This window comes from Achromobacter sp. NPDC008082, from assembly GCF_042957345.1.
Classification (GTDB): domain Bacteria; phylum Pseudomonadota; class Gammaproteobacteria; order Burkholderiales; family Burkholderiaceae_B; genus Achromobacter; species Achromobacter kerstersii_A.
The window spans coordinates 726,396-751,699 of record NZ_JBIBIB010000003.1 but is presented as its reverse complement, the minus strand read 5'-3'; the positions used below and the strand labels follow the sequence as shown (position 1 = coordinate 751,699).

General features: G+C 63.7%; 24 protein-coding genes. 6 read left to right on the top strand and 18 right to left on the bottom strand.

What is annotated here, in order from left to right:
- Positions 1 to 66: 66 nt before the first annotated feature.
- From ACFZAI_RS15570 to ACFZAI_RS15510, 13 genes are all read right to left on the bottom strand, one after another.
- Positions 67 to 774 carry an ABC transporter ATP-binding protein gene (locus ACFZAI_RS15570; protein WP_391567868.1) on the bottom strand — a complete coding sequence of 236 codons (708 nt, stop codon included), beginning with the start codon at positions 772 to 774 and terminating at the stop codon, positions 67 to 69.
- A 4-nt stretch (positions 775 to 778) separates the two neighbouring features.
- Positions 779 to 1,501 carry an ABC transporter ATP-binding protein gene (locus ACFZAI_RS15565; RefSeq protein ID WP_391567704.1) on the bottom strand — a complete coding sequence of 241 codons (723 nt, stop codon included), beginning with the start codon at positions 1,499 to 1,501 and terminating at the stop codon, positions 779 to 781.
- Positions 1,482 to 2,468 (bottom strand): branched-chain amino acid ABC transporter permease, encoded by a 987-nt coding sequence (locus ACFZAI_RS15560; protein ID WP_391567702.1) that lies wholly within the window; start codon positions 2,466 to 2,468, stop codon positions 1,482 to 1,484. The genes ACFZAI_RS15565 and ACFZAI_RS15560 overlap by 20 nt, the downstream gene beginning before the upstream one ends.
- Before the next feature lies 1 nt (position 2,469).
- Entirely contained in the window at positions 2,470 to 3,321 is an 852-nt protein-coding gene (locus ACFZAI_RS15555) for a branched-chain amino acid ABC transporter permease (RefSeq protein WP_391567701.1), read from the bottom strand.
- 48 nt (positions 3,322 to 3,369) lie between these two features.
- A complete protein-coding gene (locus ACFZAI_RS15550; protein WP_391567700.1) occupies positions 3,370 to 4,620 on the bottom strand; it encodes an ABC transporter substrate-binding protein in 1,251 nt (416 codons plus the stop codon).
- 214 nt (positions 4,621 to 4,834) lie between these two features.
- A complete protein-coding gene (locus ACFZAI_RS15545; RefSeq protein WP_391567699.1) occupies positions 4,835 to 5,641 on the bottom strand; it encodes a putative hydro-lyase in 807 nt (268 codons plus the stop codon).
- Positions 5,642 to 5,743: 102 nt separating this feature from the next.
- Complete coding sequence (locus ACFZAI_RS15540) at positions 5,744 to 6,655, bottom strand: LysR family transcriptional regulator (protein WP_391567698.1); 912 nt, start codon at positions 6,653 to 6,655, stop codon at positions 5,744 to 5,746.
- Between the two features lie 112 nt (positions 6,656 to 6,767).
- The gene (locus ACFZAI_RS15535; RefSeq protein WP_391567867.1) at positions 6,768 to 8,117 is read right to left on the bottom strand and encodes an amidase; all 1,350 of its coding nucleotides are present in this window, start codon (positions 8,115 to 8,117) and stop codon (positions 6,768 to 6,770) included.
- Between the two features lie 94 nt (positions 8,118 to 8,211).
- A complete protein-coding gene (locus ACFZAI_RS15530) occupies positions 8,212 to 8,895 on the bottom strand; it encodes a DUF2848 domain-containing protein (protein ID WP_391567696.1) in 684 nt (227 codons plus the stop codon).
- A 74-nt stretch (positions 8,896 to 8,969) separates the two neighbouring features.
- Positions 8,970 to 10,253, bottom strand: coding sequence for a TRAP transporter large permease (locus ACFZAI_RS15525; RefSeq protein WP_391567695.1), 1,284 nt, complete (start codon positions 10,251 to 10,253; stop codon positions 8,970 to 8,972).
- Entirely contained in the window at positions 10,250 to 10,870 is a 621-nt protein-coding gene (locus ACFZAI_RS15520) for a TRAP transporter small permease subunit (protein WP_391567694.1), read from the bottom strand. The genes ACFZAI_RS15525 and ACFZAI_RS15520 overlap by 4 nt, the downstream gene beginning before the upstream one ends.
- A 172-nt stretch (positions 10,871 to 11,042) precedes the next feature.
- A complete protein-coding gene (locus ACFZAI_RS15515) occupies positions 11,043 to 12,089 on the bottom strand; it encodes a TRAP transporter substrate-binding protein (RefSeq protein ID WP_391567693.1) in 1,047 nt (348 codons plus the stop codon).
- A gap of 366 nt (positions 12,090 to 12,455) precedes the next feature.
- Positions 12,456 to 13,361 carry a LysR family transcriptional regulator gene (locus ACFZAI_RS15510; protein WP_391567692.1) on the bottom strand — a complete coding sequence of 302 codons (906 nt, stop codon included), beginning with the start codon at positions 13,359 to 13,361 and terminating at the stop codon, positions 12,456 to 12,458.
- A gap of 72 nt (positions 13,362 to 13,433) precedes the next feature.
- Here ACFZAI_RS15510 and ACFZAI_RS15505 point away from each other — a divergent pair, with 72 nt between their 5' ends.
- Together ACFZAI_RS15505 and fabV are read left to right on the top strand one after the other, a co-directional pair.
- Positions 13,434 to 14,384 (top strand): DMT family transporter, encoded by a 951-nt coding sequence (locus tag ACFZAI_RS15505; protein WP_391567691.1) that lies wholly within the window; start codon positions 13,434 to 13,436, stop codon positions 14,382 to 14,384.
- 129 nt (positions 14,385 to 14,513) lie between these two features.
- Positions 14,514 to 15,704, top strand: coding sequence for an enoyl-ACP reductase FabV (gene fabV / locus ACFZAI_RS15500; protein ID WP_391567690.1), 1,191 nt, complete (start codon positions 14,514 to 14,516; stop codon positions 15,702 to 15,704).
- A gap of 57 nt (positions 15,705 to 15,761) precedes the next feature.
- Here the strand turns inward: fabV and ACFZAI_RS15495 are convergent, their stop codons facing one another.
- From ACFZAI_RS15495 to ACFZAI_RS15485, 3 genes are all read right to left on the bottom strand, one after another.
- Positions 15,762 to 16,070 carry a hypothetical protein gene (locus tag ACFZAI_RS15495; RefSeq protein ID WP_391567689.1) on the bottom strand — a complete coding sequence of 103 codons (309 nt, stop codon included), beginning with the start codon at positions 16,068 to 16,070 and terminating at the stop codon, positions 15,762 to 15,764.
- Positions 16,071 to 16,283: 213 nt separating this feature from the next.
- Positions 16,284 to 17,006, bottom strand: coding sequence for a phosphoserine phosphatase SerB (gene serB / locus ACFZAI_RS15490; protein ID WP_391567688.1), 723 nt, complete (start codon positions 17,004 to 17,006; stop codon positions 16,284 to 16,286).
- A gap of 17 nt (positions 17,007 to 17,023) precedes the next feature.
- Positions 17,024 to 17,929, bottom strand: coding sequence for a LysR substrate-binding domain-containing protein (locus tag ACFZAI_RS15485; protein WP_391567687.1), 906 nt, complete (start codon positions 17,927 to 17,929; stop codon positions 17,024 to 17,026).
- 249 nt (positions 17,930 to 18,178) lie between these two features.
- On the opposite strand from ACFZAI_RS15485, the gene ACFZAI_RS15480 reads away from it, so the two are divergent.
- The 3 genes from ACFZAI_RS15480 to ACFZAI_RS15470 are packed head-to-tail and all read left to right on the top strand — an operon-like array spanning position 18,179 to position 21,922.
- A complete protein-coding gene (locus ACFZAI_RS15480) occupies positions 18,179 to 19,255 on the top strand; it encodes an ABC transporter ATP-binding protein (protein WP_391567686.1) in 1,077 nt (358 codons plus the stop codon).
- A gap of 13 nt (positions 19,256 to 19,268) precedes the next feature.
- A complete protein-coding gene (locus ACFZAI_RS15475; protein ID WP_391567685.1) occupies positions 19,269 to 20,915 on the top strand; it encodes an ABC transporter permease in 1,647 nt (548 codons plus the stop codon).
- 23 nt (positions 20,916 to 20,938) lie between these two features.
- A complete protein-coding gene (locus ACFZAI_RS15470) occupies positions 20,939 to 21,922 on the top strand; it encodes an ABC transporter substrate-binding protein (protein WP_391567684.1) in 984 nt (327 codons plus the stop codon).
- Positions 21,923 to 21,943: 21 nt separating this feature from the next.
- Here ACFZAI_RS15470 and ACFZAI_RS15465 read toward each other — a convergent pair whose 3' ends face one another.
- Positions 21,944 to 22,621 (bottom strand): ABC transporter ATP-binding protein, encoded by a 678-nt coding sequence (locus ACFZAI_RS15465; RefSeq protein ID WP_054421812.1) that lies wholly within the window; start codon positions 22,619 to 22,621, stop codon positions 21,944 to 21,946.
- Between ACFZAI_RS15465 and ACFZAI_RS15460 the strand changes: the two genes are divergently transcribed.
- On the top strand, positions 22,620 to 23,270 hold the full coding sequence (locus tag ACFZAI_RS15460; protein ID WP_391567682.1) for an arylesterase: 651 nt from the start codon (positions 22,620 to 22,622) through the stop codon (positions 23,268 to 23,270). The two genes, ACFZAI_RS15465 and ACFZAI_RS15460, sit on opposite strands and share 2 nt — an antisense overlap.
- Before the next feature lie 28 nt (positions 23,271 to 23,298).
- On the opposite strand, the gene ACFZAI_RS15455 is transcribed toward ACFZAI_RS15460, so the two are convergent.
- Complete coding sequence (locus tag ACFZAI_RS15455; protein ID WP_391567681.1) at positions 23,299 to 25,263, bottom strand: SurA N-terminal domain-containing protein; 1,965 nt, start codon at positions 25,261 to 25,263, stop codon at positions 23,299 to 23,301.
- Between the last annotated feature and the right edge of the window lie 41 nt (positions 25,264 to 25,304).

Sequence of the window (25,304 nt, the reverse complement as noted above, 5' to 3'; positions counted from 1 at the left end):
CCCGCCGCATAAAAAAAGCCCATCGCGTTTGCGATGGGCTTTTTGTTTCGTGCGGACCGCGCGCCATTACATCCCTAAATAGGCCCGGCGCACTTCGTCCGACGCCGCCAGCTCCGCGGCCTCGCCCGACAGTGCCACCCGCGCGCTCTGCATCACATAGGCGCGCGACGCCACTTCCAGCGCTTGCGCCATGTTCTGCTCAACCAACAGCACCGACAGCCCGTCGTCCCGGTTCAATGCGGCCAACGCATCGAACACCTGCTCGACCAGCAATGGCGACAGGCCCAGGCTGGGCTCGTCGATCAGCAGCAGGCGCGGACCGCTCATCAAGGCGCGGCCGATGGCCAGCATCTGGCGTTCACCGCCCGACATGGTGCCAGCAAGCTGTTCACGCCGCTCCTTGAGCCGTGGAAACAGGGTGTAGACCCGCTCCAGGCGCTCGCGGTAGACGCGTTCGTCTCGCACCGTGTAGGCGCCCAGACGCAAGTTTTGCTCGACCGGCTGGCGCGCGAACACACGCGCCCCTTCCGGGATCATTGCAATGCCTTGCGTCACGAGCTTGTCGGGCGACGTCCCGGTGATGTCGCGCCCTTCGAAAACTACGCGCCCTTCCTTGGGCTTCACCGAGCCGATGATGGCCAACAAGGTGCTGGACTTGCCTGCCCCGTTAGCGCCCAGCAAGGCCGCGATTTCGCCCCGGCGCACTTCCAGCGACACCCCTCGCACCGCCTGCACGCCGCCATAGGACACACTCAGGTTTTCCACTTGCAGCATCACTTCAGGCACGATGCTTCCTCCCCAGATAGGCTTCAATCACGGCGGGGTTGCGCACGATGTCTTGCGGCGTGCCCTCGGCGATCATCTGCCCGAAGTTCAGCACCAGCACCCGATGCGCCAGCCGCATCACCACCTCCAGCACGTGTTCCACAATGATCAACGTCACCCCGGCGGCATGGATGCCTCGCAGAATTTCCGCCAGCGCGATGGCTTCGGCCTGATTCAAGCCGCCCGCCACTTCGTCCAGCAGCAACATGCGAGGCTCGGTGGCCAGCGCACGCGCCAGTTCCACCCGCTTCTGCCCCGCCACGTTGAGTTCCGCCGCCTTGACGTTGGCGCGTTCAGCCAGGCCCACCAGCTCCAGCACACGCACGGATTCGCGGCGCGCCTCGGCCAGGCTCGGATGACGCAGCAGCGCCCCCACCATGGCGTTTTCCAGCACCGTCATCTGCCCGAAGCTGCGCGGGATCTGATAGGTACGCACCAGGCCCATCGCCGCCACTTGTTCGGGCCGCAAGCCGATCATCGATTGGCCGTTGAAGGCCACCGTCCCCGATGTGGGTTCATGGTGACCGACCAGCCCGTTGAACAAGGTGCTCTTGCCTGCCCCGTTGGGGCCGATGATGGCGACGATCTCGCCAGCCTCAACCGACAGCGAAATATCCTTGTTCGCGACCAGTCCACCGAAGCGCTTGGTCAGATTCTTAACGTCCAGCAGAGCCACGGCGCCTCCTTAATGTCACCAGACCACCCGGCAAGAACATCGTGACCAGCAGAATCGCCAGACCGAATATCAGCAGGTCCAGGCCCAGGCCCGAACTGCCCCACAACACCCGCGTGCCTTCTGACAGCGGCAGCAGCACCGCCGCCCCCAGCCACGGCCCGATCAAAGAGCCCACACCACCCAGAATGGTCACCAGCACCACCTGCACCGACATCGTCAGGCTGAACATGGATTCCGGGTCGATAAAGCCCACATACATGGCGAAAAACCCGCCCCACACGCCGGTCATGCCGGCCGAGAGCACGAATGCCAGCATCTTGTAGCGGTCGGCTGGCACGCCCAGGCTGCGCGAAGCTGCCTCGTCGCCATTGATGGCACGCCAATAAAAGCCGGTCTTGGAATGCACCAGGAAGTAGGTCGCGCAGAAGGTCAGGAACGCCAAGCCCACGGCAATCCAGTAATACGGCACCTTGCTGCGAAACAGCAGCATCCAGGCGGCATCCCCAATGGGCGCTTCCAGGCCAACGGCGCCACCCGCCCACTCCCAATTGATCAGCAGCAGCAAGCCAATCTGCAACAGCGCAATGGTGGCCATCGCAAAGTAGTGGCCCGACAGCCGCAACGTGGGCCCGCCCACCAGCCACGCCAACGCCGCGCTGATCAGCCCGCCCAGCGGAATGCCAAGCAAAGGCGTGAGCTTCAGATGATGCAGCAACAACAAGGTCGTGTAGCCCCCCACGCCCACGAACACACTGTGGCCGAAAGAGATCCGGCCCAGGAAGCCGCCCACCAGATTCCAGCAAGCGCCCAGCGCGCCGAACATGATCGCCAGCAGCAGCACCTGCAAGGTGAATGAATCCGTCACTACCAGCGGCACCATCGCCATCACGATGGCGGCCGCCAGCGCGACGGCGATGGGCCACTTTGGCACGCCCGAGGACGAGGTATCGATTTTCTGTGTCGTCATATCACCACCGCCCGAACAGGCCGCGCGGCCGATACCAGAGCACCAGGATGAACAGGATGAATACGCTGACCGTCTTCAAAGCCGGCGCGACGAAATACCCCGTCATGGCTTCGATGATGCCGATCAAAATGCCGGCGATGAAAGCGCCGGGCAAGGAGCCAAAGCCCCCCATGCACACGGCCACAAACGCCAGCAAACCGAACACCGTACCCACCGAAGGAAACACGTAAAAGAACGTGGTCAGCAATGCGCCGGCCAGGCCGACCGCTGCGCTGCCCAGCATCCAGACCTGAGCATTGACCCGATCAGGAGAAATGCCGACCAACGCCGCCACCTGGCGATCTTCCGCCACCGCTTGCAGGGCATGCCCCCACCGTGTGCGGTACACCAGGATGAACAACGCCGCCACCACCACCAGCGCGATCAAGCCAGTAATTACTTGCGGCCGGCCCAGGGATATACCTGCAACCGTTACGCTGCCAGACACGAGCGTGTTAGGCAGGCTGCGGTAATCGGGCGTGAACGCAATGAAGGCCACCTGGCGCAACACCAGCCCCAGGCCGAAGGTGGCCAGGATCACCGCCATGGGCGGGCCTTTTTGCAAGCGGCGGATAATCAGCGCGTAGGTCAGGAAACCCACGAAGGCCAGCACAATGGCCACCAGTGGCGCCGACATCGTGGGGTCGATATGACCCAGGGTATAGAGCCAATAGGCGGCATACATGCCCAACATCAGGAACTCGCCGTGAGCGAAGTTGATGACGTCGGTAATGCCCCATATCAGCGCCAGCCCCACCGCCACCGCGGCATAGATCAGGCCGTTGAACAGGCCTGCCGAGAGAGCTTCGAACATGGAGTGCTCCTGTGGCGGCCTCTCGCGGGCCGCCACGTCAAACCGGGTTTATTTCCAGGAGAACGGCAGCGTGGGCAGCGTCTTGTCGGTACGGTACTTTTCCGGCCAGACGGTTTGATACGACGAGCCCTTGAGTTCCAGGATCAGGCCCGAACCCTTGGTGTTCTGGCCCTTGGCGTCGAACTGCACGCCGGCCCACGGCATGGCGACTTGGGCTTCGCTCAGGTCAGTGGCGGCCAATGCCTTACGAATCGCTTCCGGGTCGGTCGAGCCAGCGCGGTTGATGGCTTCGGCCAACACCAGCACGCCCTGCATGGAACGCGCGTTGTTGCCATTCAGGTCCTTGCCCGTCTTGGCCTTGTACATGTCGTTGATCTTCTTCAAGCCGGCCTTGGCCGCGGCGACGTCGTTGCCCCACACGTCGCGCGTCAGCACGCCTTGCACCTGCGGGCCCACTTCCTGCACGAAGCGCGAATCGATGAACCCGGCGTCGTTGGCCAACAGCACGGGCGGCGCGTATTTGCTTTCGCGCATGGTGCGCACAAACAGCATGGCGTCAGACGTGTAGCTGGCGAAGATCGCCACATCCGCCTTGGCGGCCGCCAGCTTTTGCACTTCCGCCGTCACGGATGCCGAGCCCGCGCTATACGCAATGTTGGCCACCAGCTCGCGCTTGTACTGCTTGGCGAACTTCTCAACGGCCTTGTAGGTGTTCACGCCGAAGTCGGTGTTTTCATACACCACGGCGATCTTGCCAGTGGGCACCGCCTTGATGCCGTCCAGGAACTGCATCATGTTTTCAACGAAGGTGTCGTCGTTGGGCGAGGTGCGGAAGAACCACTTGTAGCCGCGCTCGGTCAGGTCCGGGCTGCTGGATTCGCCGTTCACGTAGGGAATGCCACGCTGTTCCGCAATACGGCTGGCCGTCTTCGTCACGGCCGACTGATATGCCCCCGTCAAGGCCACGACCTTTTCCTGGTCGATCAGGCGTTGCGCGTCGGCCAGGCCCACTTCGGGCTTGCCTTGCGAATCGCCGAACACCACTTCGATCTTCGCGCCGCCCAGGGCCGGCAAGCCGCTGCCTGCGGCCAACGGCAGGCCCTCAAGCTCGGGATGCGGATTGTTGATGATATCGACGGCCAATTCCACCGCCGCCTTGATTTCGGCGCCGGTGGACGCCAAGGCGCCCGACAAAGGATAGATCGCGCCGATACGCACCGTTTTTTGCTGCGCTTGGGCGGGCACGGCGCACAACAGCGCCAGACTCGCGGCAACACCCGCAATGAGCTTCATCTTCATTACTAGACTCCTGGAATAAACCAATTAGGTAAGCAATGCCCGAGGCCAAATGCCCCGGTCAGGATCGGGCGTATAGGCGGCAGCCGCCGTCCCTCCGGCATGCCGGAAGGCGCCAGGTCCTGAATGGTTGTTGTCGCCTTTCCCCTTGTCCTTTAATGGATCGTTTTGGTGGCACAACTGGTACGGCAAAAAAACTTGGGTGCTAACCCACTGCTTAAAGGATGGCCATCCGGCTATTGATCAGGTCGGTGACCAGCATGTGGCCGGGCGCATGGGTGATGCAGAAGTCGGGGCGCACGGCGGCCACCACGGATTGGGGCGTGACGCCGCAGGCCCAGAACACCGGCAATTCTCCATCGCGGATTTCCACCGGATCACCATAGTCCGGGCGGTTGATATCGGCAATCCCGATCAACGCGGGGTCGCCGATATGCACCGGCGCGCCGTGCACAGACGGAAAGCGGGACGTCACCTGGATGGCGCGGATGGCGTCGGCCGCTTTCAAGGGCCGCATCGACACCACCAGCGGCCCGCCGAACACGCCCGCCGAATGCGTGGGCACGTTGGTGCGGTACATCGGAACGTTGCAGCCCTGCTCGATGTGGCGCACCGGCAAGCCGTTATCCAGCATGGCCTCTTCGAACGAGAACGAGCATCCAATCAAGAACGACACCAGATCGTCGCGCCACAGGTCGCGCACGTCGGTGGGTTCCGCCACCAGCTCGCCGCCTTTCCAGACGCGATAACGCGGGATGTCGCTGCGAATGTCGATGTCTTGCCCCAATTCGGGCAGCGCCGGATTGCCGGGCTCGGACATCGCCAGCAAGGGACACGGCTTGGGATTGCGTTGGCAAAAATGCAGAAAGTCTGCCGCCAGCGCACGCGGCAAAATCGCCAGATTGGCCTGCACATGACCCGGCGCCAGATTGGCCGTTGGCCCGGTCAGCGCGCCGCTACGCGCATCCAGACGCGCCTGGCGCGCCAATTCCACACTGCTGCGTACCGCCCGATCCAATGCCATGCCGATTCCCCTGATGCCGTGATTGGTATGGAAACCATTGCACCGGAAGTACAAGCAGACGTCCAATCACATGTTGCGATAGACCCCGATCAGAATTACTTATCAGGGTTTTGCCGGATGGCGCATGGCTTCTTCACGCGCAATTTGTTGTGCCGCTTCGGCCACCACGCGCGGAATCTGGCTGTCTGGCCCCTGCATCCAGCATGCCGTGTAGTGCAAGGGGGGCAAGGCCGGCGCTTTCACTTCCAGAATGCGCAACTCGCCTTGGGCCAGTTCCTTGTGCAGAATCACCGGAGCAATCACCGCCGTGCCGATGCCGTCCTGCGCCATGCGCACGATAACGCTCAGCGCCGAACTGCCGTACATGCGCGGCGACTCTACCCCAGCCTGTTGCAGCAGCAGACGCACGGCGCGATGCGGGTCGGTCGTTGACGAATAGGTGATAACAGGCCACTCCGCCAGCCGCTTCAGGCTGATCGGCTGGCGCCCCACCTTCAGCTTGGGGCTGGCCACCCAGCTCAAGGGGTAGCTGCATAAATACAGGTTTTCGATGCGGGGCTCTTCCATCGGGCCCAGCAAAAACGCCAGGTCGATCTGACGCGACGCCAGTTGCGATTTCAACATGGTCGTGGTGTCGACCTGAATTTCGACCATCAAGGCGGGATAGGCGTCGTGCAAGTATTCCATCAGCGTGGGCAGCCACGTGTGGACGATGGTTTCCGAGACGCCCAGCCTGAGCGTGCCGCTCATCACGCTTTTGGCGGCCGCGGCTTCCTGCATGTCACGGCGCAATTGCAACATGCGTTCGGCGTGCGATAGCAGCTCGCGCCCTTTACCCGTCAGCTTGATGCCGCGCGCGTCGCGGTCGAACAGGCGGATGCCAAGATCCGATTCCAGCGACGCAATGCGTTGGGAAATGGCGGGTTGCGTGGCATTGAGCTTTTCCGCCGCAGCCCGGAACCCGCCCAGCGTGGCGACCCAAAAGAAGGTCTCGATGTTGCGCAGATCAATCATGACACCGCCGTGCGGCCCCTGCCGCCATCAGAATGCAGCTATCGGAATGCAGCCATCACGTCGCGTCAGGCGCACGCGGGGTCGCCGCCGCGCCCGACGCGCGCCCTGCCCGTCAGCGGCCCGCCAGCAGATCTTCCACCGCTTGGCCGATAGCCAGCACGCGGCGGTCGGCGCCATTGCTGGCGGCGATCATCAGGCCTACCGGCGCGGTGCCTTCGGCATGGCACGGCAACGACAAGGCGCAGCCATCCAGGAAGTTGATCAGCGTGGGGTTGCGCAGAATCAGGCCGTTGGCGGCGTAGTAGGCGTCATCGGATGCGGCCAGGTCCGCCACTGCGGGCGCCACGATGGGCGTCGTCGGCATGATCAGGGCGTCGTAGCCGGCGATGCGGTGGTCCACCGCCGCCACCCACGCTTCGCGCGCGTCAAGCAGGTCAAGGTAGTCCGCAGCGCTCATGTCCTGGCCGCGCATGATGCGCGACACCACGCGGGGGTCGTAGCGCTTGCCGGCGCGCGCGATCAGGCCGCGGTGCCAGGCCCACGCTTCCGCGGCGGTAAAGCCGCCCTTGCTGTTGATGTTGCCCAGCTCGGCAAATTCGGGGATGGCGATTTCATCGACCAGCGCGCCCGCTTCCTTCAGGCGCGCGACCGTGGCGGCGAAGGTGTCGGCAACGTGCTTTTCCATGGCGTCCAGCGCCAGCGTGGTCGGCACTGCCAGACGCAGGCCGCGCAGCGGCATGGCTTCCGGCACCGGGCCGCCGTCACCCGACAGAATGGCGTCCAGCTCGGCGCAGCAGCGCACGCTGGCCGCGATGGGGCCGATGGAATCCAGGTTGGCCGACAAGGGCAGCACGCCCGTCATCGAGACACGCCAGGCGCTGGGCTTGAAGCCCGTCAAGCCGCACAGCGCGGCCGGAATGCGCACCGAGCCGCCCGTGTCCGAACCGATGCCGGCCGCGGCCATGCCGTCGGCGACAGACACCGCCGCGCCCGAGGACGAGCCGCCCGGAATGCGGCCGGTCTTGCGGTCATAAGGATTGAGCGGCGTGCCGTAGTGCGGGTTGATGCCCAGGCCCGAATACGCGAATTCGGTCATGTTGGTGCGGCCGATGATGACGGCCCCGGCCGCGATCAAACGCTGCACGACTTCGGCATTGGCGTCGGCCGCCGGTTCGCCTTCGCGGGCGACCGAGCCGGCCATCGTGGTTTCGCCTTCGATGTCGAACAAGTCCTTGATGCTGATCGGCAAGCCTTCCACCGCCGAGCGGACGATGCCGGCCGCGCGCAGCGTGTCCGAGGCGCGCGCCTGGGCCAACGCCGACTCGGCGTACAGCTTGGTGAACACGCGGGCGCCCTCGCCCGCGGCGTCCTGCGCGCGCGCCAGCGCCGCTTCGGTCAGCTCGACGGAGCTGGTGCGGCCCTCGCTCAGGGCCAAGGTCAGTTCATTCAAGGTCGAAACCATCATTGTCCTCGTGCCGACTAGCGGCGTAAAAAGTGCGAACAGGCGCGCCCCCCCTGGGAACGCGCCGGCTGTTCAATGCCGTGCGCGATCGGAATCAGGCGACGACAGGCAGCGATTCCACATGATAGCGGTGGCTGATCGTGCGTTGGCGGCGCGGATCGAACAGTTCCATTGTGAAGTCGGCCGCGGCGCGGATGCCGCCAATGGCGCCCACGGTGCCGCAGGTCATGCCCGCGCCTTGCGGCAAGACCGCTGCGCCGCCCGTGTAGCCGGCGATCAGGTCTTGCGGCGTGCGCAGGGTGGACAGCGGGCCTTCCTGGTACAAGACCTTTTCGCCGTTTTCAACAATGTACGAACGGATGACCAATTCGTCCCAGTAGTCGGCCACGTCGGCCAAACGCCAGGCTTCGGTGGCCACCGGCTTCACGCAGACCTGCTTGGACATGGCGACGCTGACCGTCTCCAACTTGCGGTCGGTGTGGTCGGAAGCGATGCTGACGTACATCTCGCCGTCCACGGCGAACACAAAGGTTTCCACTTCGCCCGACGACTCTTCGCCCACGGCCTGCACGTGTTCGGCTTGCGTCAGCTGGTTGTCGGCGATGCGGTAGTACAGCGGCACGCTGGTCGGGCGCGGCACGCCAATGGCGGCCAGTTCTTCGATGTGATGCTCGATGGCGGCGATATCGCGGCCCGCCCAGCCGGCCACGATCAGCGTGTTGAAGTCCACTTCCACCTGGCGGGGATTGGCGTCGTTGAGATTGAATACGGCTTTCATATCAGTCCTGCGAATTTATGAGTGGAAAACGGTGCGGCCGCACGGGGGCCGCACCCAAATCAAGCAAATGAAGTTCAACCAAAGGCGCGCGGCAGCCACAGCGCCAGATCAGGCCAGAACGCCAGCAGGGCCAGCATCACAAACATGGCCAACACGAACGGCAGGCTGCCCACGATGACGGCGCTCATGGAACCGGCCTTGCGCAGGCTCTGCACCACGAACAGGTTCAGGCCCACGGGCGGGGTGATCAACGCGGCTTCGACCAGGATGATGATCACAATGCCGAGCCAGATCGGGTCGTAGCCCAGCGCGATCATGATGGGCGCAACGATCGGAATCGTCGTGATCATCATGGACAGCGTTTCCATGAAGCAGCCCAGCACCAGGTAGAAGATCACCACGATCAGCAGCATCCAGCCGGGCGACAGGCCCAGGCCGGTGATGGACGTGGTCAGCGCATCCGTCAGGCCGGTAGCCGACATCACAAAGTTCAGGAAGCTGGCTGCGATGACGATCAGCATGATCATCGCCGTGGAACGCATCGTGCCTTCCATCACTTCGCGCAGCATCGTCCACGTCAGCCGGCGGAACCAGGCGGCCAGGATGAACGCGCCAAGAACGCCCAGCGCAGCGGCTTCCGTCGGCGTGGCGAGACCCGCGTAGATGGAACCCACCACCAGGAAGAAGATGCCCATCGGCGGCGCCAGATGCACCAGGCTGGCGAAGCGTTGGCCCCACGTAGCATGGATCTTCTTACCGCCCCAGGACGGCTTGGCCACGCAAGCGATAACCACCGTCAACATGAACAACGCGGCCATGGCGAAGCCAGGGATGATGCCCGCCAGGTACAGCTTGGGCACCGACGAATTCGTCAGCACGCCATAGATGACCAGGTTGATCGACGGCGGAATCAGGATGCCCAGCGTGCCGCCTGCGGCCAAACTGCCCAGGAACAGCGGCTCGTTGTAGCCATACTTGCGGATCTGCGGAATGGCGACCGTACCCACCGTGGCCGCGGTAGCCACGCTGGAACCGGAGGTGGCCGAGAACAGCGTCGAGGCGCCGATGTTGGCGTGCATCAGCCCGCCCGGCAGCCACGACAGCCACAGGCTCATCGCGCCATACATGCGTTCCGCAAAGCCTGCGCGCAGCAGCACTTCGCCCAGCATGATGAACAGCGGAATCGCCACCAGCAGGAACTCGTTGTTCGAGCTCCAGGAGATCTCACCGATGGCGCGCGACAGCGGCAGCATCGAAAACAGCGGGTCCAGGATCAGACCCAATACGCCAAGCGCCGCGCCCACGGGAATGGACAGGCCGATCAGCACCAGCAACAACGTCAATGCGGTGGAAATCATGCCGCTTCTCCCTTCACCATGCGCTCGCCCGCGGCGGCTTCTTCGTCAGCTTCTTCCTGCGCGGAACGCACGCCGCAGATCTGCTTGACCAGCTCGATGTCACCGGTGACCAGCGCGGCCGACGCCCGCGCCAGCATCAACGCCACGGTGATGCACATCCAGGCCAGGCCCAACATCCACAAGCCCTGCGGAATCCACAACGGGGTGGCAAGCGGCGTGTTGGCGGCGGACTTCTGCGCCCATGAGGTCTGCACCACGTCGTAGGCGTAGTACGTCAGGAACACCATGAAGACGGCCATGGCGACCATGGAAATCCAGTCCAGCACGGCCGACAGGCGCACCGGCAAATATTGGTAAAGCACGTCAACGCGCACGTTGGCGCGCTGCAAGGTGGCGAACGCCAGCGCCCATGAGGTGCTGATGGCGAAGGCGTAGCTGGACAGTTCGTCCGCGCCGCCGGTGTTGAAGCCCAGGAATTTGCGGGCCAGAACGTCAAAGGAGATCAGCAGCACGCTGGCCACCGTCAAGGCGCCGCCGGCCCATACAGCGGCGCGCGAAAAACTCTCGGCGCGCCGCAACAGGCCGCCCAGCAGGCGGAAGTGTTCGGTTTGGGTCATGAGTGGAACCTCTGCGGACCTGCGTCCGCAATTGGACAGAAGCCATTAATGGGACATAAGCCCTGAGTCGGACATACGCCCTTAGTCGGACATAGGCCCTTAATCGGACGTAAACCCTTAATGACAAGCCAGACACCGCGCCGCCGCATCGGGCGGCGGCGCGCTGCAATGCTTACTTGCTGGCGGTCAGGCCCAGCGTCTTGCCGATGGTGGCGTTGTAGTCCTTCACGCACTGAGCCGAGCAACGGGCGGCCCACTTCGGCAGCACGGCTTCTTGCGCAACCTTCTTCAACAGCGCCTTGTCGGCTTCCGACGGCTGAACCAGAACCATCTTGCCCTTGACCGGGAACGGGCAAGCGGCAGCGCCCGTGTTGCAGTCATAGCCTTCCTGGGTCTGGCGCGCGGCGGCTTCCCAGATGTTGTCGACCAGCGTCTTCACGTTGGCTTGCAGGAACGTGCGCACGGCGGGGTCCAGCTTGTCCCAGGCCTTCTGGTTGACGGCGTGGATCTGCTGGTTCCAGTTGATCGGCAGCGCAACCAGGTGCGTGGACACTTCGTACCACTTGGCCGAGTAGCCCGACAGCGAACCCGTGATGGCGCAATCCACCACCTTGTTCTGCAAGGCCGGCACGACTTCACCGAAAGCCATCGTCACGCTGGAACCGCCCAGCGCTTCGACGAATTCGGCGGTGGTGCGGCTGCTGGTGCGAACCTTCTTGCCCTTGATGTCGGCCAGGCCCTTGATGTCTGCATTGCAGAACAGCACTTGCGCGGGATACGTCGAAATACCCAGCAGCTTGACGTTGTTGCCTTCGCCGTAGAGCTTGGCGTAGACGGGCTCGAAGGCGTCGGTGACGGCGCGCGCCGTCTTGACGTCCGGCGCCAGGCCGGCCAGGTCGATGGCTTCGTTGATGGGGTTGTCGCTGGCGAAGTACGACAAGGTGGCGGTGCCGAATTCGACCACGCCTTGCGACATCAGGCGCAGCAGCTCCGGACCCTTCAGGCCCATTTCGTTAAAGCCCTTGATGTCGGCCGTGACCTGGCCCTTGGACAGCTCAGGAATGGTCTTGGTCCAGAACGGCTTTTCGTAGTCGTTGTACGCGGTCAAGTTGGACAAGCCACCCACGACCTTCAAGTGGGTCTTGGGCAGATCTTGTGCGTGGACGGCGCCGGCCAACAAGCTGGCGGCGACGGCGGCGAAAACAAGAGACTTCTTCATGGACAAAACTCCTGGCTGGCGGGATGGTCTATCGCGCGCGGGTTCCCGTTATCCTGGTCGCACGCGGGTGGAATGTCGGATTCAGGGACGGGAGTCAAGCGTTGGCCAATTCATGTTTTTCCCCCGCACTGTGTATCCAGGCGCTACTTATTGATGTGACGCCATTGCATCGTCAGGGGCGTCCAGCGTCCAATCGTTAGTTGCGATGTGGGGGTATAAATTTTTCTTGGGTCTCGCCGCACGGGCGCGGCGAAATTTTGCAAGACCCAGCATTGGCGCGGGTTTGCGGGCAGCTGAACCCGGCCGGTTCGGCGGCGTCACCCGATGGGCGCGTAGCGGCTGCACGCCCCATCCAGGGGAAAACACCTAGAGCGAAATACCGCCTTCGGCCTGCGCCGCGACCTTCTGCGCCATCTGCGCAATGATGCGGACGGCATGGCTGTCCGGCCCCTGCACCCACGTCGCCGTGAAATTCAGCTCGGGCAAGGGGTCGGCCTGAACGTGCAGAATGCGCAGTTCGCCCCGTGCAAGCTCCTTGCCTAGAAACACCGGCGCAATGACGCTGGTGCCGATGCAGTCCTGCGTCATGCGCACCACCATCGACATCGACGCGCTGCCATACATGCGCGGCGACGTCACGCCCGCGCGCGTCAGCATGTCGCGCACGACCCGGTACGGCGCGCTGTTAGACGGGTACGTGATGATGGGCAGCTTGCCGATACGTTCCAGAGTCAAGGGTTCAGGACCCAGGTCCAGCGCGGGGCTGGCGACCCAGGCCAGCGGATAGCTACACAAGGGCAGGTTTTCCACACGCGCTTCAAGCACCGGCCCCATCAGGAAGGCCAGATCGATCTGACGCGCCATCAGGTGCGGGCGCAGCACGTGCGTGGTGTCCACTTCAATTTCCAGCACCAGCGCCGGATACGTGGCGTGGATCAATTCAATCAACGCCGGCAGCCACGTCTGCACGATGGTTTCCGCCACACCGATGCGCACGGTGCCGGTCATGACGTTTTGTTCGCGGGCTGCTTCGAACATATCGCGCCGCACTTGCAGCATGCGTTCGGCATGCGACAGGAGTTCGTGCCCCTTGGCCGTCAGCTTGACGCCGCGCGCCTCACGTTCGAACAGCAACACGCCCAGATCGGCCTCGAGCGAGGCGATGCGCTGCGACACCGCAGGCTGCGTGGTGTTGAGCTTATCCGAGGCCGCGCGGAAGCTGCCCAGGCGGGCGACCCAGAAAAAAGTCTCGATGTTGCGTAATTCGATCATTGATTGGTCTGTTTCCCCTGCGCGATGGGCGTATTATGGCAGCCGCCCATTCCCCCATCCAGGAGCTTGTCCATGTCCCCCGGTCGCCCGCCAGCCGCCGCGCCCGCCACCCGCGGTCCGCTCGTCGGAATTTTGCTGCTGGTGCTATCGATGTGGACGCTGTCGTGTCTGGACGCCAGCGGGAAATGGGTGATGAACGCAGGCGTGCCGCTGCTGGTGCTGTCCTGGTTCCGATACGTGGTGCATTTGATTCTGGTGCTGGCGCTGGTGCTGCCCGCCAAGGGCGTGGGCGTGCTGCGCAGCAATCGCCCGCGCGAACAACTGATACGCGGCGGCTCGATGTTCCTGGCCACGCTGATGTTCTTCACCACGCTCAGCTACATTCCGCAGGCCGAGGCCACCGCCATCAACTTCCTGGCGCCGCTGCTGGTGCTGTCGCTGGCGCCCTGGATTCTGAAAGAACCTGCCCGCCTGTCGCGCTTCGTCGCGGCCGGCATCGCTTTCATCGGCGTGATCATCGTCATCCGGCCGGGCGGCGGCCTGCATCCTATTGGCACCATTTTCGGGCTGCTGACGGCCTGTTGCTTCGCCGCGCAATTCATCGCCACCCGTCGTGTCGCGGGCGACGATCCGTTCACATCGCTGATCTGGAGCGGCGCGGTAGGCACGGCCTGCCTGACGCTCACCCTGCCCTTCGTGCTGCCGGCGGCCTTGCCGGTGCTGCAATCCTTGTCCGCCTTCGATTGGTTCCTGCTGATTTCCACCGGCATCACGGGCGGTGTCGGGCATCTGTTCCAGATAGCGGCCTACCGGCGCGCACCGGCCTCGACGCTGGCGCCCTTCATCTATTTGCAGATCATCAGCGCAACGTCGGTGGGCTGGCTCGTCTGGGGCCATTTCCCTGATCCGCTGACCTGGCTGGGCATCGCCATCATCTGCGCCAGCGGCATCGGCATTGGTCTGGTGGAATGGCGCCGCAGCCTGGCGAACGGCGCGGCCATCGCACGGCAAGCCGCCCGCTGAATCCACCGCATCCCGATGCAGGCGGCCGCCCCAGCGCGCTCGGGCGGCCTCCCGTACAATGCTCGTCGCTTTTTGCGCATCCGCGCATGGGCGCCCCCGGCATCTGGCAATTCCCCGAGCGAGGTCTTCATGGTCATCAAGCCCCGTGTGCGCGGCTTCATCTGCGTCACCACCCATCCCGTCGGCTGCGAAGCCAATGTCAACAACCAGATCGACTACGTCAAGGCGCAAGGTCCGATAGCCGGCGGCCCCAAGCGCGTGCTGGTGTTGGGCGCGTCGACCGGGTATGGCTTGGCGGCGCGCATCAGCGCAGCGTTCGGCTGTGGCGCACAAACGCTGGGCGTGTTCTTCGAACGCCCGGCCGAAGCCACCAAGGCGGGTACGCCCGGCTGGTACAACAGCGCCGCGTTCCATCGCGCGGCCGATGCCGCGGGCCTGTATGCCAAGAGCATCAACGGCGACGCCTTCTCTGATGAGATCAAGCAAAAGACCATCGCCGCCATCAAGGCGGATCTGGGCCAGGTTGACCAGGTGATCTACAGCCTGGCCGCCCCGCGCCGCACGCACCCGACGACGGGCCAGGTCTTTAACTCCACGTTGAAACCCATCGGCCAGGCCGTGAACCTGCGCGGCCTGGACACCGACCGCGAAGTGGTGAAAGAGTCTGTGCTGGAGCCGGCCACGCAAGCTGAGATCGACGCCACCGTTGCCGTCATGGGCGGCGAAGACTGGCAGATGTGGATCGACGCATTGCTGGAAGCGGGCGTGCTGGCCGAAGGCGCCACCACCACCGCTTTCACGTACCTGGGCGAAAAGATCACGCACGACATCTATTGGAATGGCTCGATCGGCGCCGCCAAGAAAGACCTGGATGAAAAGGTGCTGGACATCCGCGCCAAGCTGGCCGCACGCGGCGGCGATGCGCGCGTATCGGTGCTGAAAGCCGTGGTGACGCAAGCCAGCTCGGCCATCCCGATGATGCCGCTATACCTGTCGTTGCTGTTCAAGGTGATGAAGGCGCAAGGCACGCACGAAGGCTGCATTGAACAGGTCTACGGCCTGTACAAAGACAGCCTGTGCAGCAACACGCCCATCCTGGATGCCGACGGCCGCTTGCGCGCCGACTACAAGGAACTGGACCCCAGCGTGCAGGAACAGGTGCAGGCGCTGTGGAATCAGGTCACCAGCGACAACATCTATCAGCTGACCGATTTCGCCGGCTACAAGCAGGACTTTCTGCGCTTGTTCGGCTTTGAAATAGACGGCGTGGATTACGAAGCGGATGTGGACCCGGCCGTGGAAATTCGCGGCCTGATCTGATCGCCGGGCGTCAAACGTAGCGCGGGGGGGCTTCTGCCCCCCGCCGCCGTTAGCGCATCAGAGATATTCCAGCGTCACCACGCGGCGCTGCCGCTCGGGCGCGCCATTAAGGCCGGGTTCGGGGGTAAAGGTTCTGGTGCTGACCTTGACGACATTGTCACGCACCAAGGCGGGCTGGCCTGCCGGCGCCACGCAATTCACCTGAGGCATCGCTTGGGCGGAGAGGCCCGTCGTACCCACCTGACAGCGGGTCTGCTCAACAATGGCGCCCACAAACCGAATGGTGCCCCCCGCGGCATTGGCTGCCAGCGGAACCAACATCGACACAGACATCGTGGCGGCAATAACGGAGACGCGAATAGTCATGATCACTCCCAGTCGTTGGCAAAAAGACACGAATAAATGTCTTTCTTGTTAGTGATTACGACTGCATCGCGAAAAACTTAAACCATGCACGGCGCGCATGGCCGTGCCGATTCCCTGAACGCTGTCTGCCGTAACCTGCGACGCCTAACAATGTCAATCAGACTACGCTCAAGTTTTATTCGGATCAATCCGAAATTTATCTAAAAGCGGCGCTTACTTTGCGTCTTCTGTCCGAATCAGCGTCAACAGCTGATCGAGCCCGCCTTCGTCGATGGCCACGTTCACTTCCTGGCGTACCGCAGGTTTGGCGTGATAACCCACTGACAAGCCTGCGGCGCGCATCATGGGAAGGTCGTTCGCCCCATCGCCCACGGCAATCGCGCGCTCTGGCCCAACGCCACGTTGTGCGCACACCTCCAACAACTTGCGGCGCTTTTCCTCGCCGTCGCAGATGTCACCCCAGGCTTGCGGCACGAGCTTGCCCGTCAAGCGTCCATCGGCAATGTCAAGCACGTTGGCGCGCACGTCGTCCAGCCCCAACCGCACCCGCAAGCGGTCGGTGAAACACGTGAAGCCGCCCGTCACAAGCAGGCACGTCAAGCCGGCCGCTTTGCATGCGGCGATCAACGTTTCAGCGCCCGGGTTGATGCGCACGCGCTGTTCGTAGACTTCATCCAGCAAGGCTTCCGGCATGCCAGCCAGCAAGGCCACGCGGTCTCGCAGGCTTTGCTTGTAGTCGACGATGTCGCCTCGCATCGCGGCTTCGGTCAGCGCGGCGACTTCGGCTTTCTTGCCCATCAGGTCGGCCATTTCGTCCAGCGTCTCGATGGAGATCAGCGTGGAGTCCATGTCGAAGGCGATGACGGCGTAGTGGGACAACGCAAGCGGCGGCGTGATGCCGCGCCACTGCACGCCGGGAATGGCTGAGGGAAACATGGGGAGTCCTTTGTCTTTCAGGGATGAGCCAAGCCTTGCTGCTGCGCGCACAGCCATGCGATGAACAATTGCGCCGACGCCGCCGCCGGGCCGTCCTGGCGGTAGAGCGCATGGATGCCGGCGTTGGGCAGGTGCGGCTGGGCAAAAAGCGGACGCAGGCGGTCTGCGCGGATATCGTCTTCCAGCAAGCACCACGGCGCGAGCGCAATGCCCAAGTCATTCATGGCGGCCTGCATGCACAGAAATTGATGGTCGAAGACCGGGCCTGGCAATTGCGGCGGCACATCCACCTTGGCCAAGGCGAACCAACGCGGCCAGTGGTCCATGCCGCCGGAAATTTTCAACAGCGGATGAGCCAGGCAATCGGCCGGCGCGTTCAAGCGGTTGCGTTCGATGAAACGCGGCGACGCCACCGGCACATGAAAATCATCCAGGCAATGCACACAAGCCAATTCGGCATGCGCCATGAAACCGTGGCGAATCAGCACATCGCTGCTTGTGTCACCGCCGCGATCCAGAAATGGCCGCGCCTGCGTGCTGAGCTGCACGTCGATACCCGGGTGCTGCGCCTGGAACGTCGACAGGCGCGGGATCAGCCACTTCATGGTGAGCGACGGTGTGGCGCACACGCGCAGCACGCCGCCATAGGCGGGCGACTTCAGCTTGGCGGTGGCAGCCGCGATGCGTTCCAGGCTGGCCTGCACTTCCGGGAAGTACGCTTGCGCGCACGGCAGCAGCGCAACACCACGTGCTTCGCGCGCGAACAGCGGCTGCCCCACATACTCTTCAAGAATGCGGATCTGCTGGCTGACGGCGCTATGCGTAATGCTCAGCTCGTCGGCGGCGGCAGTGAAGCTGCGCAAACGCGCCGCCGCTTCAAACACGCGCAACGCCTTCAGTGGCGGCAGACTCGGCCCCGCCATCTCAGCGCGCGTCCGCCCGTGCGCTGGCGCGGCGCAAGTCTGTGCTGCTCTTATTCACGTTTACCCTTGTGATTTATGTATGGGCAGCGTGGCCGTGCCGTCCGCGCCTGCCCTATTCTGTTCTGCCGCATTCTAGGGGATAGCGGCGGCGCCGACCTCTTAGAAAATCTAACGCCATGTCTTAAAAAACACTGCTGGTCGACCGCAACAGCCGTTCCTATGATGCCGGGAACCTAAGCAGGAACTGAAATGGCATCGATCACAGTAGACGGCATCGCCAAGACTTTCGGCGGGCAGCAGGTGTTGCGCAATCTGTCGCTGCACATTCCCGACGGCGCGTTCTATACGCTGCTTGGCCCCAGCGGTTGCGGCAAGACCACCTTGCTGCGCTGCATTGCGGGTTTCTACGCGCCGGATGGCGGCCGCCTGTTGTTCGATCAGGACGACGTCACGCATGTGTCCGCGCACCGCCGCGACATCGGCATGGTGTTCCAGGACTACGCCCTATTCCCCGACAAGACCGCGTTTGACAACGTGGCGTATGGCTTGCGGGCGCGCGGCGTGGCGCGCGCCGAGCTCACGCGCCGCACCAACGAAGCACTGGACAACGTGGGCCTGCTGGCGCTGGCAGACCGCTACCCCGCCCAGATGAGCGGCGGGCAGCGGCAACGCGTGGCGCTGGCACGCGCGCTGGTGATCCGGCCGCGCGTACTGTTGATGGATGAGCCGCTGTCCAACCTGGACGCGAAGATGCGCCTGCAAATGCGCGACGTCATTCTGGACCTGGTGCGCGAAGCTGGCATCACCACCGTGTTCGTCACGCACGACCAGGAAGAAGCGCTGGCAATGTCAGACCGAATCGCCATCATGGACCACGGCAACATCGCGCAGCTGGGCACACCCGAAGAACTCTACGGCACGCCGGTCAACGCGTATGTGGCCGACTTCATTGGCTCGGCCAACGTCATTCCGGTGCCGGCGCAAACAGGTCTTGAGGGCGCACCGGATGGGCATGTGCGTTATGAATTGTGCGGCTTGGGGTTTGATGGCGTGCAAGGCAGCGCGCGCCTGGACGCCAATGGCGTGCTGATCGCGCGGCCTGAAGAACTGGCGCTGATGTCGCCCGCGCCCTACGTGCCCAACACGCTGCCCGGCAAGGTGCTGCGCCGCCAATACCTGGGCTTTAAAACCGCCTACCGCATTCTGCTGGACAACGGCGCCGAGATTCGCGTGGAGCTGCATGCGGGCAACATGGTGGCGCAGTTCCAGCCGGGCGAAGCCGTGCAGGTGCTGATCCCCGCCGACAGCCGCGTCGTCAACGCCTGAGGACGCGCACGCCATGAAAATCAAATGGTGGCCTTGGGGCATCCTGACCGCAATCAGCTTAGTGCTGCTGCTGTTCTTCGTGCTGTATCCGCTGGGCGTGCTGTTCAGCAACAGCATCACCGGCCAGGACGGCGGCTTTTCGCTGGAAGGCTTCAACGCCCTGCTGGCCGATTCGCAATACCTTGAGGCCTTCGGCAATACGCTGATCCTGGGCTTGGCGGTCACCACCTGCACCGTGCTGGTGGGCGTGCCGTTCGCCTATCTGGTGGCGCGCTACGACTTTCCGCTGAAGAATCTGGTGGCGATTCTGCCCGTGCTGACCATCGTGATCCCCGAGATCATCGTGGGCCAGTCGTGGCTGCTGCTCTTGGGTAACAACGGCTTGTTGACCAATCTTTTGGGCGACGCCGGCATTTCGCTGCCGTCGTTCTACGGCTGGACGGGCATGGTGTTTTCCATGACGCTCGTCTACTACACGTACATCTATCTGGGCGTGCTGGCCGCGCTGCGCGGCTTTGACGGGCAACTTGAAGAAGCGGGCCTAAGCCTGGGTACGCCGCCGCTGTTGACCAAGCTGCGCGTGCTGGTGCCGGTGCTGCTGCCCGCCGTGCTGGTCAATGCGCTGGTGGTGTTCACGCTGGTGGTCGGCAACTTTGCGCTGGCGATGCTGCTGGGCAGCCGCGTGCCGCTCTTGTCGGTCATGACGTACAACACCTTCGTCAGCGAAATGGGCGGCAGCCCCACGCTGCAAAGCGCGATGTCGGTGGTGTCGATCGCCATCGTCGCCATCGTGCTGTTCTTTCAAAAGCGCGTGGTGGAACGCAAGGTCTACACCATGACGCAAGGCCGGGCGCCTGCCGCTGTGCGCGTGCGCTCGTGGACGGCCGTGCTGTATGCGGGCGGCGTGGGCTTCGTGATTCTGGTGTCGATGCTGCCGCTCATCATCGTGTTCATCGCCGCGTTCACCAAGACCAGCGGACCCGTCATGCAATGGGGCCAATGGTCGCTCGCCAGCATGCAGCGCGCGCTGCATGGCGCGCCTGAACCGATCTTGAACTCGCTGAAGTTCGCGTCGCTGGCCACTGTGCTGGGCGTCGCGTTCGCGGTGTTGGTCAGCTATCTGACCATTAAAAAGCGCAGCGCCTTTACGCAAGTGCTGGACTACATCGTGGTGCTGCCGCTGACCATTTCCGGCACGGTGCTGGGCATTGCGCTGGTGCAAACCTTCAACACCGGCTGGCTGGTGCTGGCAGGCACCTCGGGAATCATGGTGCTGTGCTACACGGTGCGCCGCCTGCCGTTTGCGGTGCGCAACGCGTCGTCGGTGCTGTTCAACATTCCCGACTCCATCGAGGAAGCGTCGATCAGCCTGGGCGTGTCGCCGCTGATGACGTTCTTCAAGGTGATCCTGCCCGCCATGAAGGCGTCGATCATCTCGGCCGCCATCCTGATGTGGCTGACCACGATTTCCGAGCTGTCGGCATCCATTGTGGCCTACAGCGGCGGCCTGGAAACCATGCCCATCGCCATCTTCCGCCAGGTTGACGGCGGGCGGCTCGGCATGGCGTCGGCCTATGGCGCGGCGCTGGTCACGGTGATCGTGCTGCCCATCATCGTGTCGGTCAAAGCATTCCGCATCAAGCTGTTTTCCGGCAAATAACCCTCTCGACCCAAAGGCTCATCATGCAACTCAAGCACCTGATTCAGACCAGCGTCCTGGCCGCCTCGCTTGCCGCCGGCGCCGCGCACGCCCAGAACGTCGTGCTGTACTCGTCGAACAACACGGAAACCATCGAGACCGCGCTGGATGCGGTGAAGAAGACGCAGCCCAAACTCAACGTGCAGCCCGTCACCGGCGGCACGGGCACGATGATGAAGCGTATCGAAGCCGAATCGCAGAACCCGCGTGGCGATCTGTTCTGGAGCGGCGGCTTCGGCACGCTGGGCGCGTACCGCCAGCATCTGCAACCGTATCGCCCGGCCGATCTGGACAAGATACCCGCCGAGTTCCGTGGCCCGGACGATCTATGGGTAGGCACGAACGTGCACGTCATGGTGATGATGGTGAACGAGCGCCAGCTGAAAGGCGTGCCCGCGCCCGCCACGTGGTCGGATCTGATGCAGCCGCAATGGAAGAACAAGTTCGCCATCACCGACCCGTCGAAAAGCGGCACGGCCTACATGCTGGTGTACGGCTTGTATAAGCAGTTCGGCCAGGAAGGCCTGGACAAGATCGCGGCCAACGCCGTCATCACCGCTTCGTCCGGCACCACCTACAAGGGCGTGGCGGCAGGCGAATACGCCGTGGGCATGACGCTGGAATATGCGGCGCAGGAATATGTGGCGGGCGGCCAGAAAGAGATCAAGCTCGTCTACCCGAGCGAAGGCAGCTACCTGGCGCCCGAAGGCATGTTCATCATCAAGGGCGCCAAGAACCTGGACGCGGCCAAGGCCTTGTACGACGGCCTGCTGAGCAAGGAATCGCAGGAAGCGCAGTTGGTGAAGAACTTCCGCCGCCCCACCCGTACCGACGTCGCGGTGGCCAGCCTGACCACGCTGCCTGACCTGGCGAAGGTGAAGATCTTCCCGGTCAGCCAGGAAGCGGCGGCCACCGATTATGAAGCGGTGGTTGCGGCCTGGAACCAGGCGGTCGCGAAGTCGAAGTAATCAGGGGCTGGCCAGGACGCCTCAGTCGTTCTGGACCATCCTGCCTGCGGCCAGCACCAGTTGGCGCCCGCAACGGGCCGCCAATTGCGGGTCGTGGGTCACCAGCACCAGCGTGGTGCCGTGCTCGCGGTGCAGGTCGAACATCAGATCGATGACCGTGACGCCGGTCGCGGCATCCAGGCTGCCGGTGGGTTCATCGGCAAACAGCAGATCGGGTTGCACCACAAAGGCGCGCGCCAGCGACACCCGCTGCTGTTCGCCACCCGACAAGGTGCGCGGGTAATGATGCAGCCGCGCGCCCAGACCCACACGTTCCAGCATGGCCTGCGCGGCTTCGCGCGCGGGTTGCCCCGCCAGCTCCAGCGGCAGCATGACGTTTTCCAGCGCCGTCAGGTTGGGCAAGAGCTGAAATGACTGAAATACGAACCCGACGTGATTGGCGCGCAGCCGCGCCCGGCCGTCTTCGTCCAGGGCAAACAAGTCCTGCCCGGCCAGGTGCACGCTGCCCATGCTGGGAACATCAAGACCTGCCAGCAGTCCCAGCAACGTGGACTTGCCCGAACCGGAGCTTCCGGTGATGGCCACGGCGCTGCCCGCCTGCACCGTAAAATCAATACCTTCCAGGATAGACAGCGTCCCGCCGGCATCGGCTACCCGCTTGCCCAGCCCTTTCACCTCGATCGAATTCTTGCTATCCATGCGCCTATTTTCCCTTCTGCGTCTTACGTCTGCCCTGGCGATCGCCGCCACGGTGTTTCCCGCCCACGCTCAGACCGCTGCGGCGGCCGAGGGTTCCGCGTCGCGCACCGTGCTGGTGGTGGGCGATAGCCTGTCCGCCGAATACGGCATCAAGCGCGGCACGGGTTGGGTGCCGTTGCTGTCCGCTCGGGTTTCCGAACAATACCCTAAGTACCAGGTCGTCAATGCCAGCATCAGCGGTGACACGACGAGCGGCGGCGTGGCGCGCTTGCCCGCGCTGCTGCGCCAGCATGCGCCGGCCGTGGTGGTGTTGGAGCTAGGATCGAATGACGCCTTGCGCGGGTTGTCGCTGTCGATGACCGAACAGAACCTGCGCGCCATGACGCAAGCCGCCAAGAAGGCGGACGCGCAAGTGCTGATCGTGGGCATGCAGATCCCGCCCAACTACGGCCGCGACTACACGCAACGCTTTGCCCAGCTGTTTCCTACGGTCGCCAAAGACGAAAACGCCCGGCTCGTGCCCTTCCTGATGGAAGGTATCGCAACGAACCGGGCGATGTTTCAGGCTGACGGCATCCATCCGAACGAGGACGCCCAGCCGCAATTGCTGGACAACGTGTGGCCGACGTTGCGGCCTCTGCTGAACTAGGGCCTGCCGATCAGCAGGCCCCGGCGGGTCAGCCCGCCGCTTGCGGCGCTTCGCCGCGGATGACTTCAGCGGCGTTGGGCAGCACTTGCACCTTGTACTGTTCACGCAGCATCTTCACGACCGCTTCCGCTTCGGCTTGGCCCAGGCCACCCGACAACTGCTGCGTCAGGCGTTCCTTGGCGGACGCATCCACCGAACCGGCTTCGATCTTTTCCAGGCGCACCAGCGTGTAGTCGACACCCGACTGCACGCCGGCGTAGCCAGGCAGCGGCGACGACGGCAGGCGCATGGCGGCGTCCACCACGGCTTGCGGGACGTCCTTCGGATCTTGGCGCGACACGACCACGGCAGGCGAGAAGCCTTCCGGCGCTGCGGCCGGGTTGGCCTTGTCGGCGGCCAGCGCCGCTTCACCGGCCTTCTTGGCGGCTTCGGCCGAACGCTCGTCCATCAGCTTGGCGCGGATGGATTCGCTGACCTTGTCCAGCGCGGGAATGTGCGCGGGTTCAATGTTGGCGACACGCACGGCCACCATCATGGCGGGTGACAGTTCGATCACGCCGGAGTTCTGCTTTTCACGCAGCACGTCGGGCGAGAACAGCACCTGGCGCACGCGCGGGTTGTCCAGCACTTCGGCATCGGGGCTGTCAGCAGCCGAACCCGGGCCAACCTTGTCGGCGGGAAGCAGGCCTTCGCGAGTCACGCCCGAGGCGGTGCGCAGCTTCAGGCCGACCGCATCGGCGGCGGGTTGCAGGCTGTCGCGCTGGTCATAGACCTGCTTGTTCAGCTGGCTGGCCATTTCCGAGAAATGCACGGCGGCAAGCTGCTTGCGCACTTCGCCGGTGATCTGGTCCTTGACCTCGGCCAGCGGCTTGATGGCGGCGGGCTGAATTTCAGTGACCTTGATGATGTGCAGGCCGGACGGGCTTTCAACCACACCGGACACCTGGTCCTTGGCTTGGCTGAAGATGGCCTTTTCCAGCGGGCCGGACAACATGCCCGGCGCCAGCCAGCCCAGATCGCCACCATTGGCGGCCGAGCCGGCGTCTTGCGAGTTCTTGCGGGCCAGTTCAGCAAACTGCGCCGGATCGGCGGCCGCCTGGCGAGCCAGGTCGTCGGCCTTCACACGAGCGGCCTTGCGAGCCTCTTCCGAGGCGCCGGGGGCCAGCTCGATCATGATGTGGCTGGCGCGGCGGCGTTCGGGCTGGCCGAAGCGGTTCTTGTTCTGCTCGTAGTAGGACTTCAGATCTTCGTCCTTGACCTGGATGCCCTGCGTGGCGGCGGCTTCGTCCAGCACCAGGTATTGCACCTGAACCTGCTCGGGGATCTGAAGCTGCTGCTTGTTGGCGTCGTACCAGGCCTGGATGTCGGCCGGGGTAACGGTGACTTGCGAGCGGAAGTCGGCGGCGGCGAAGCGGCGCAGTTGCACCGTACGCTGTTGCGTCAACGCCGTTTCCAGCGAGGCCACCACTTCAGCGGGCGCGCGGGCCGACTGGCCAACGGGCTCCAGCACGCGGGCAACCGCCAGATCACGGCGCAGGCCGGCTTCGAACGACGTGGGCGACATGCCTTGCGCCGCCAGCACCTGGCGATAGCGCTCGGGCGAGAAGCGGCCGTTGTCCTGCACTTCCGGAATGGCGGCGATGGTGTTGCGCAGCGTTTCGTCAGACACCGTGAAACGGTTGTCGACGGCAACGTTGGCTAGCAAACGCGCATTGATCAGCTCGTTCAGCAGGCGCTCACGCATGGCCGGGGTGTCGACCAAGGCCGGGTCAAAGCGTGCGCCCATACGGGCACGCATCTGCTCCAACTGGTTGCGGTGGGCCTGATCAAACTCGGCACGCGAAATAGGCTGGCCGGCGACGGTCGCCAACTCAGGCTCTTTGCGCATGAAGCTGTCATAGCCTTGAATCCCGACCAGGAAGAAGGACGGCACAATCAGAAGCAGCAGGATGAGCTGCATCCAGCGCCGATGGCTGCGAATAAATTCGAACATGGAATCCCTGTTGCCGCACTCCAGGGGTGTCCACCCAGAGC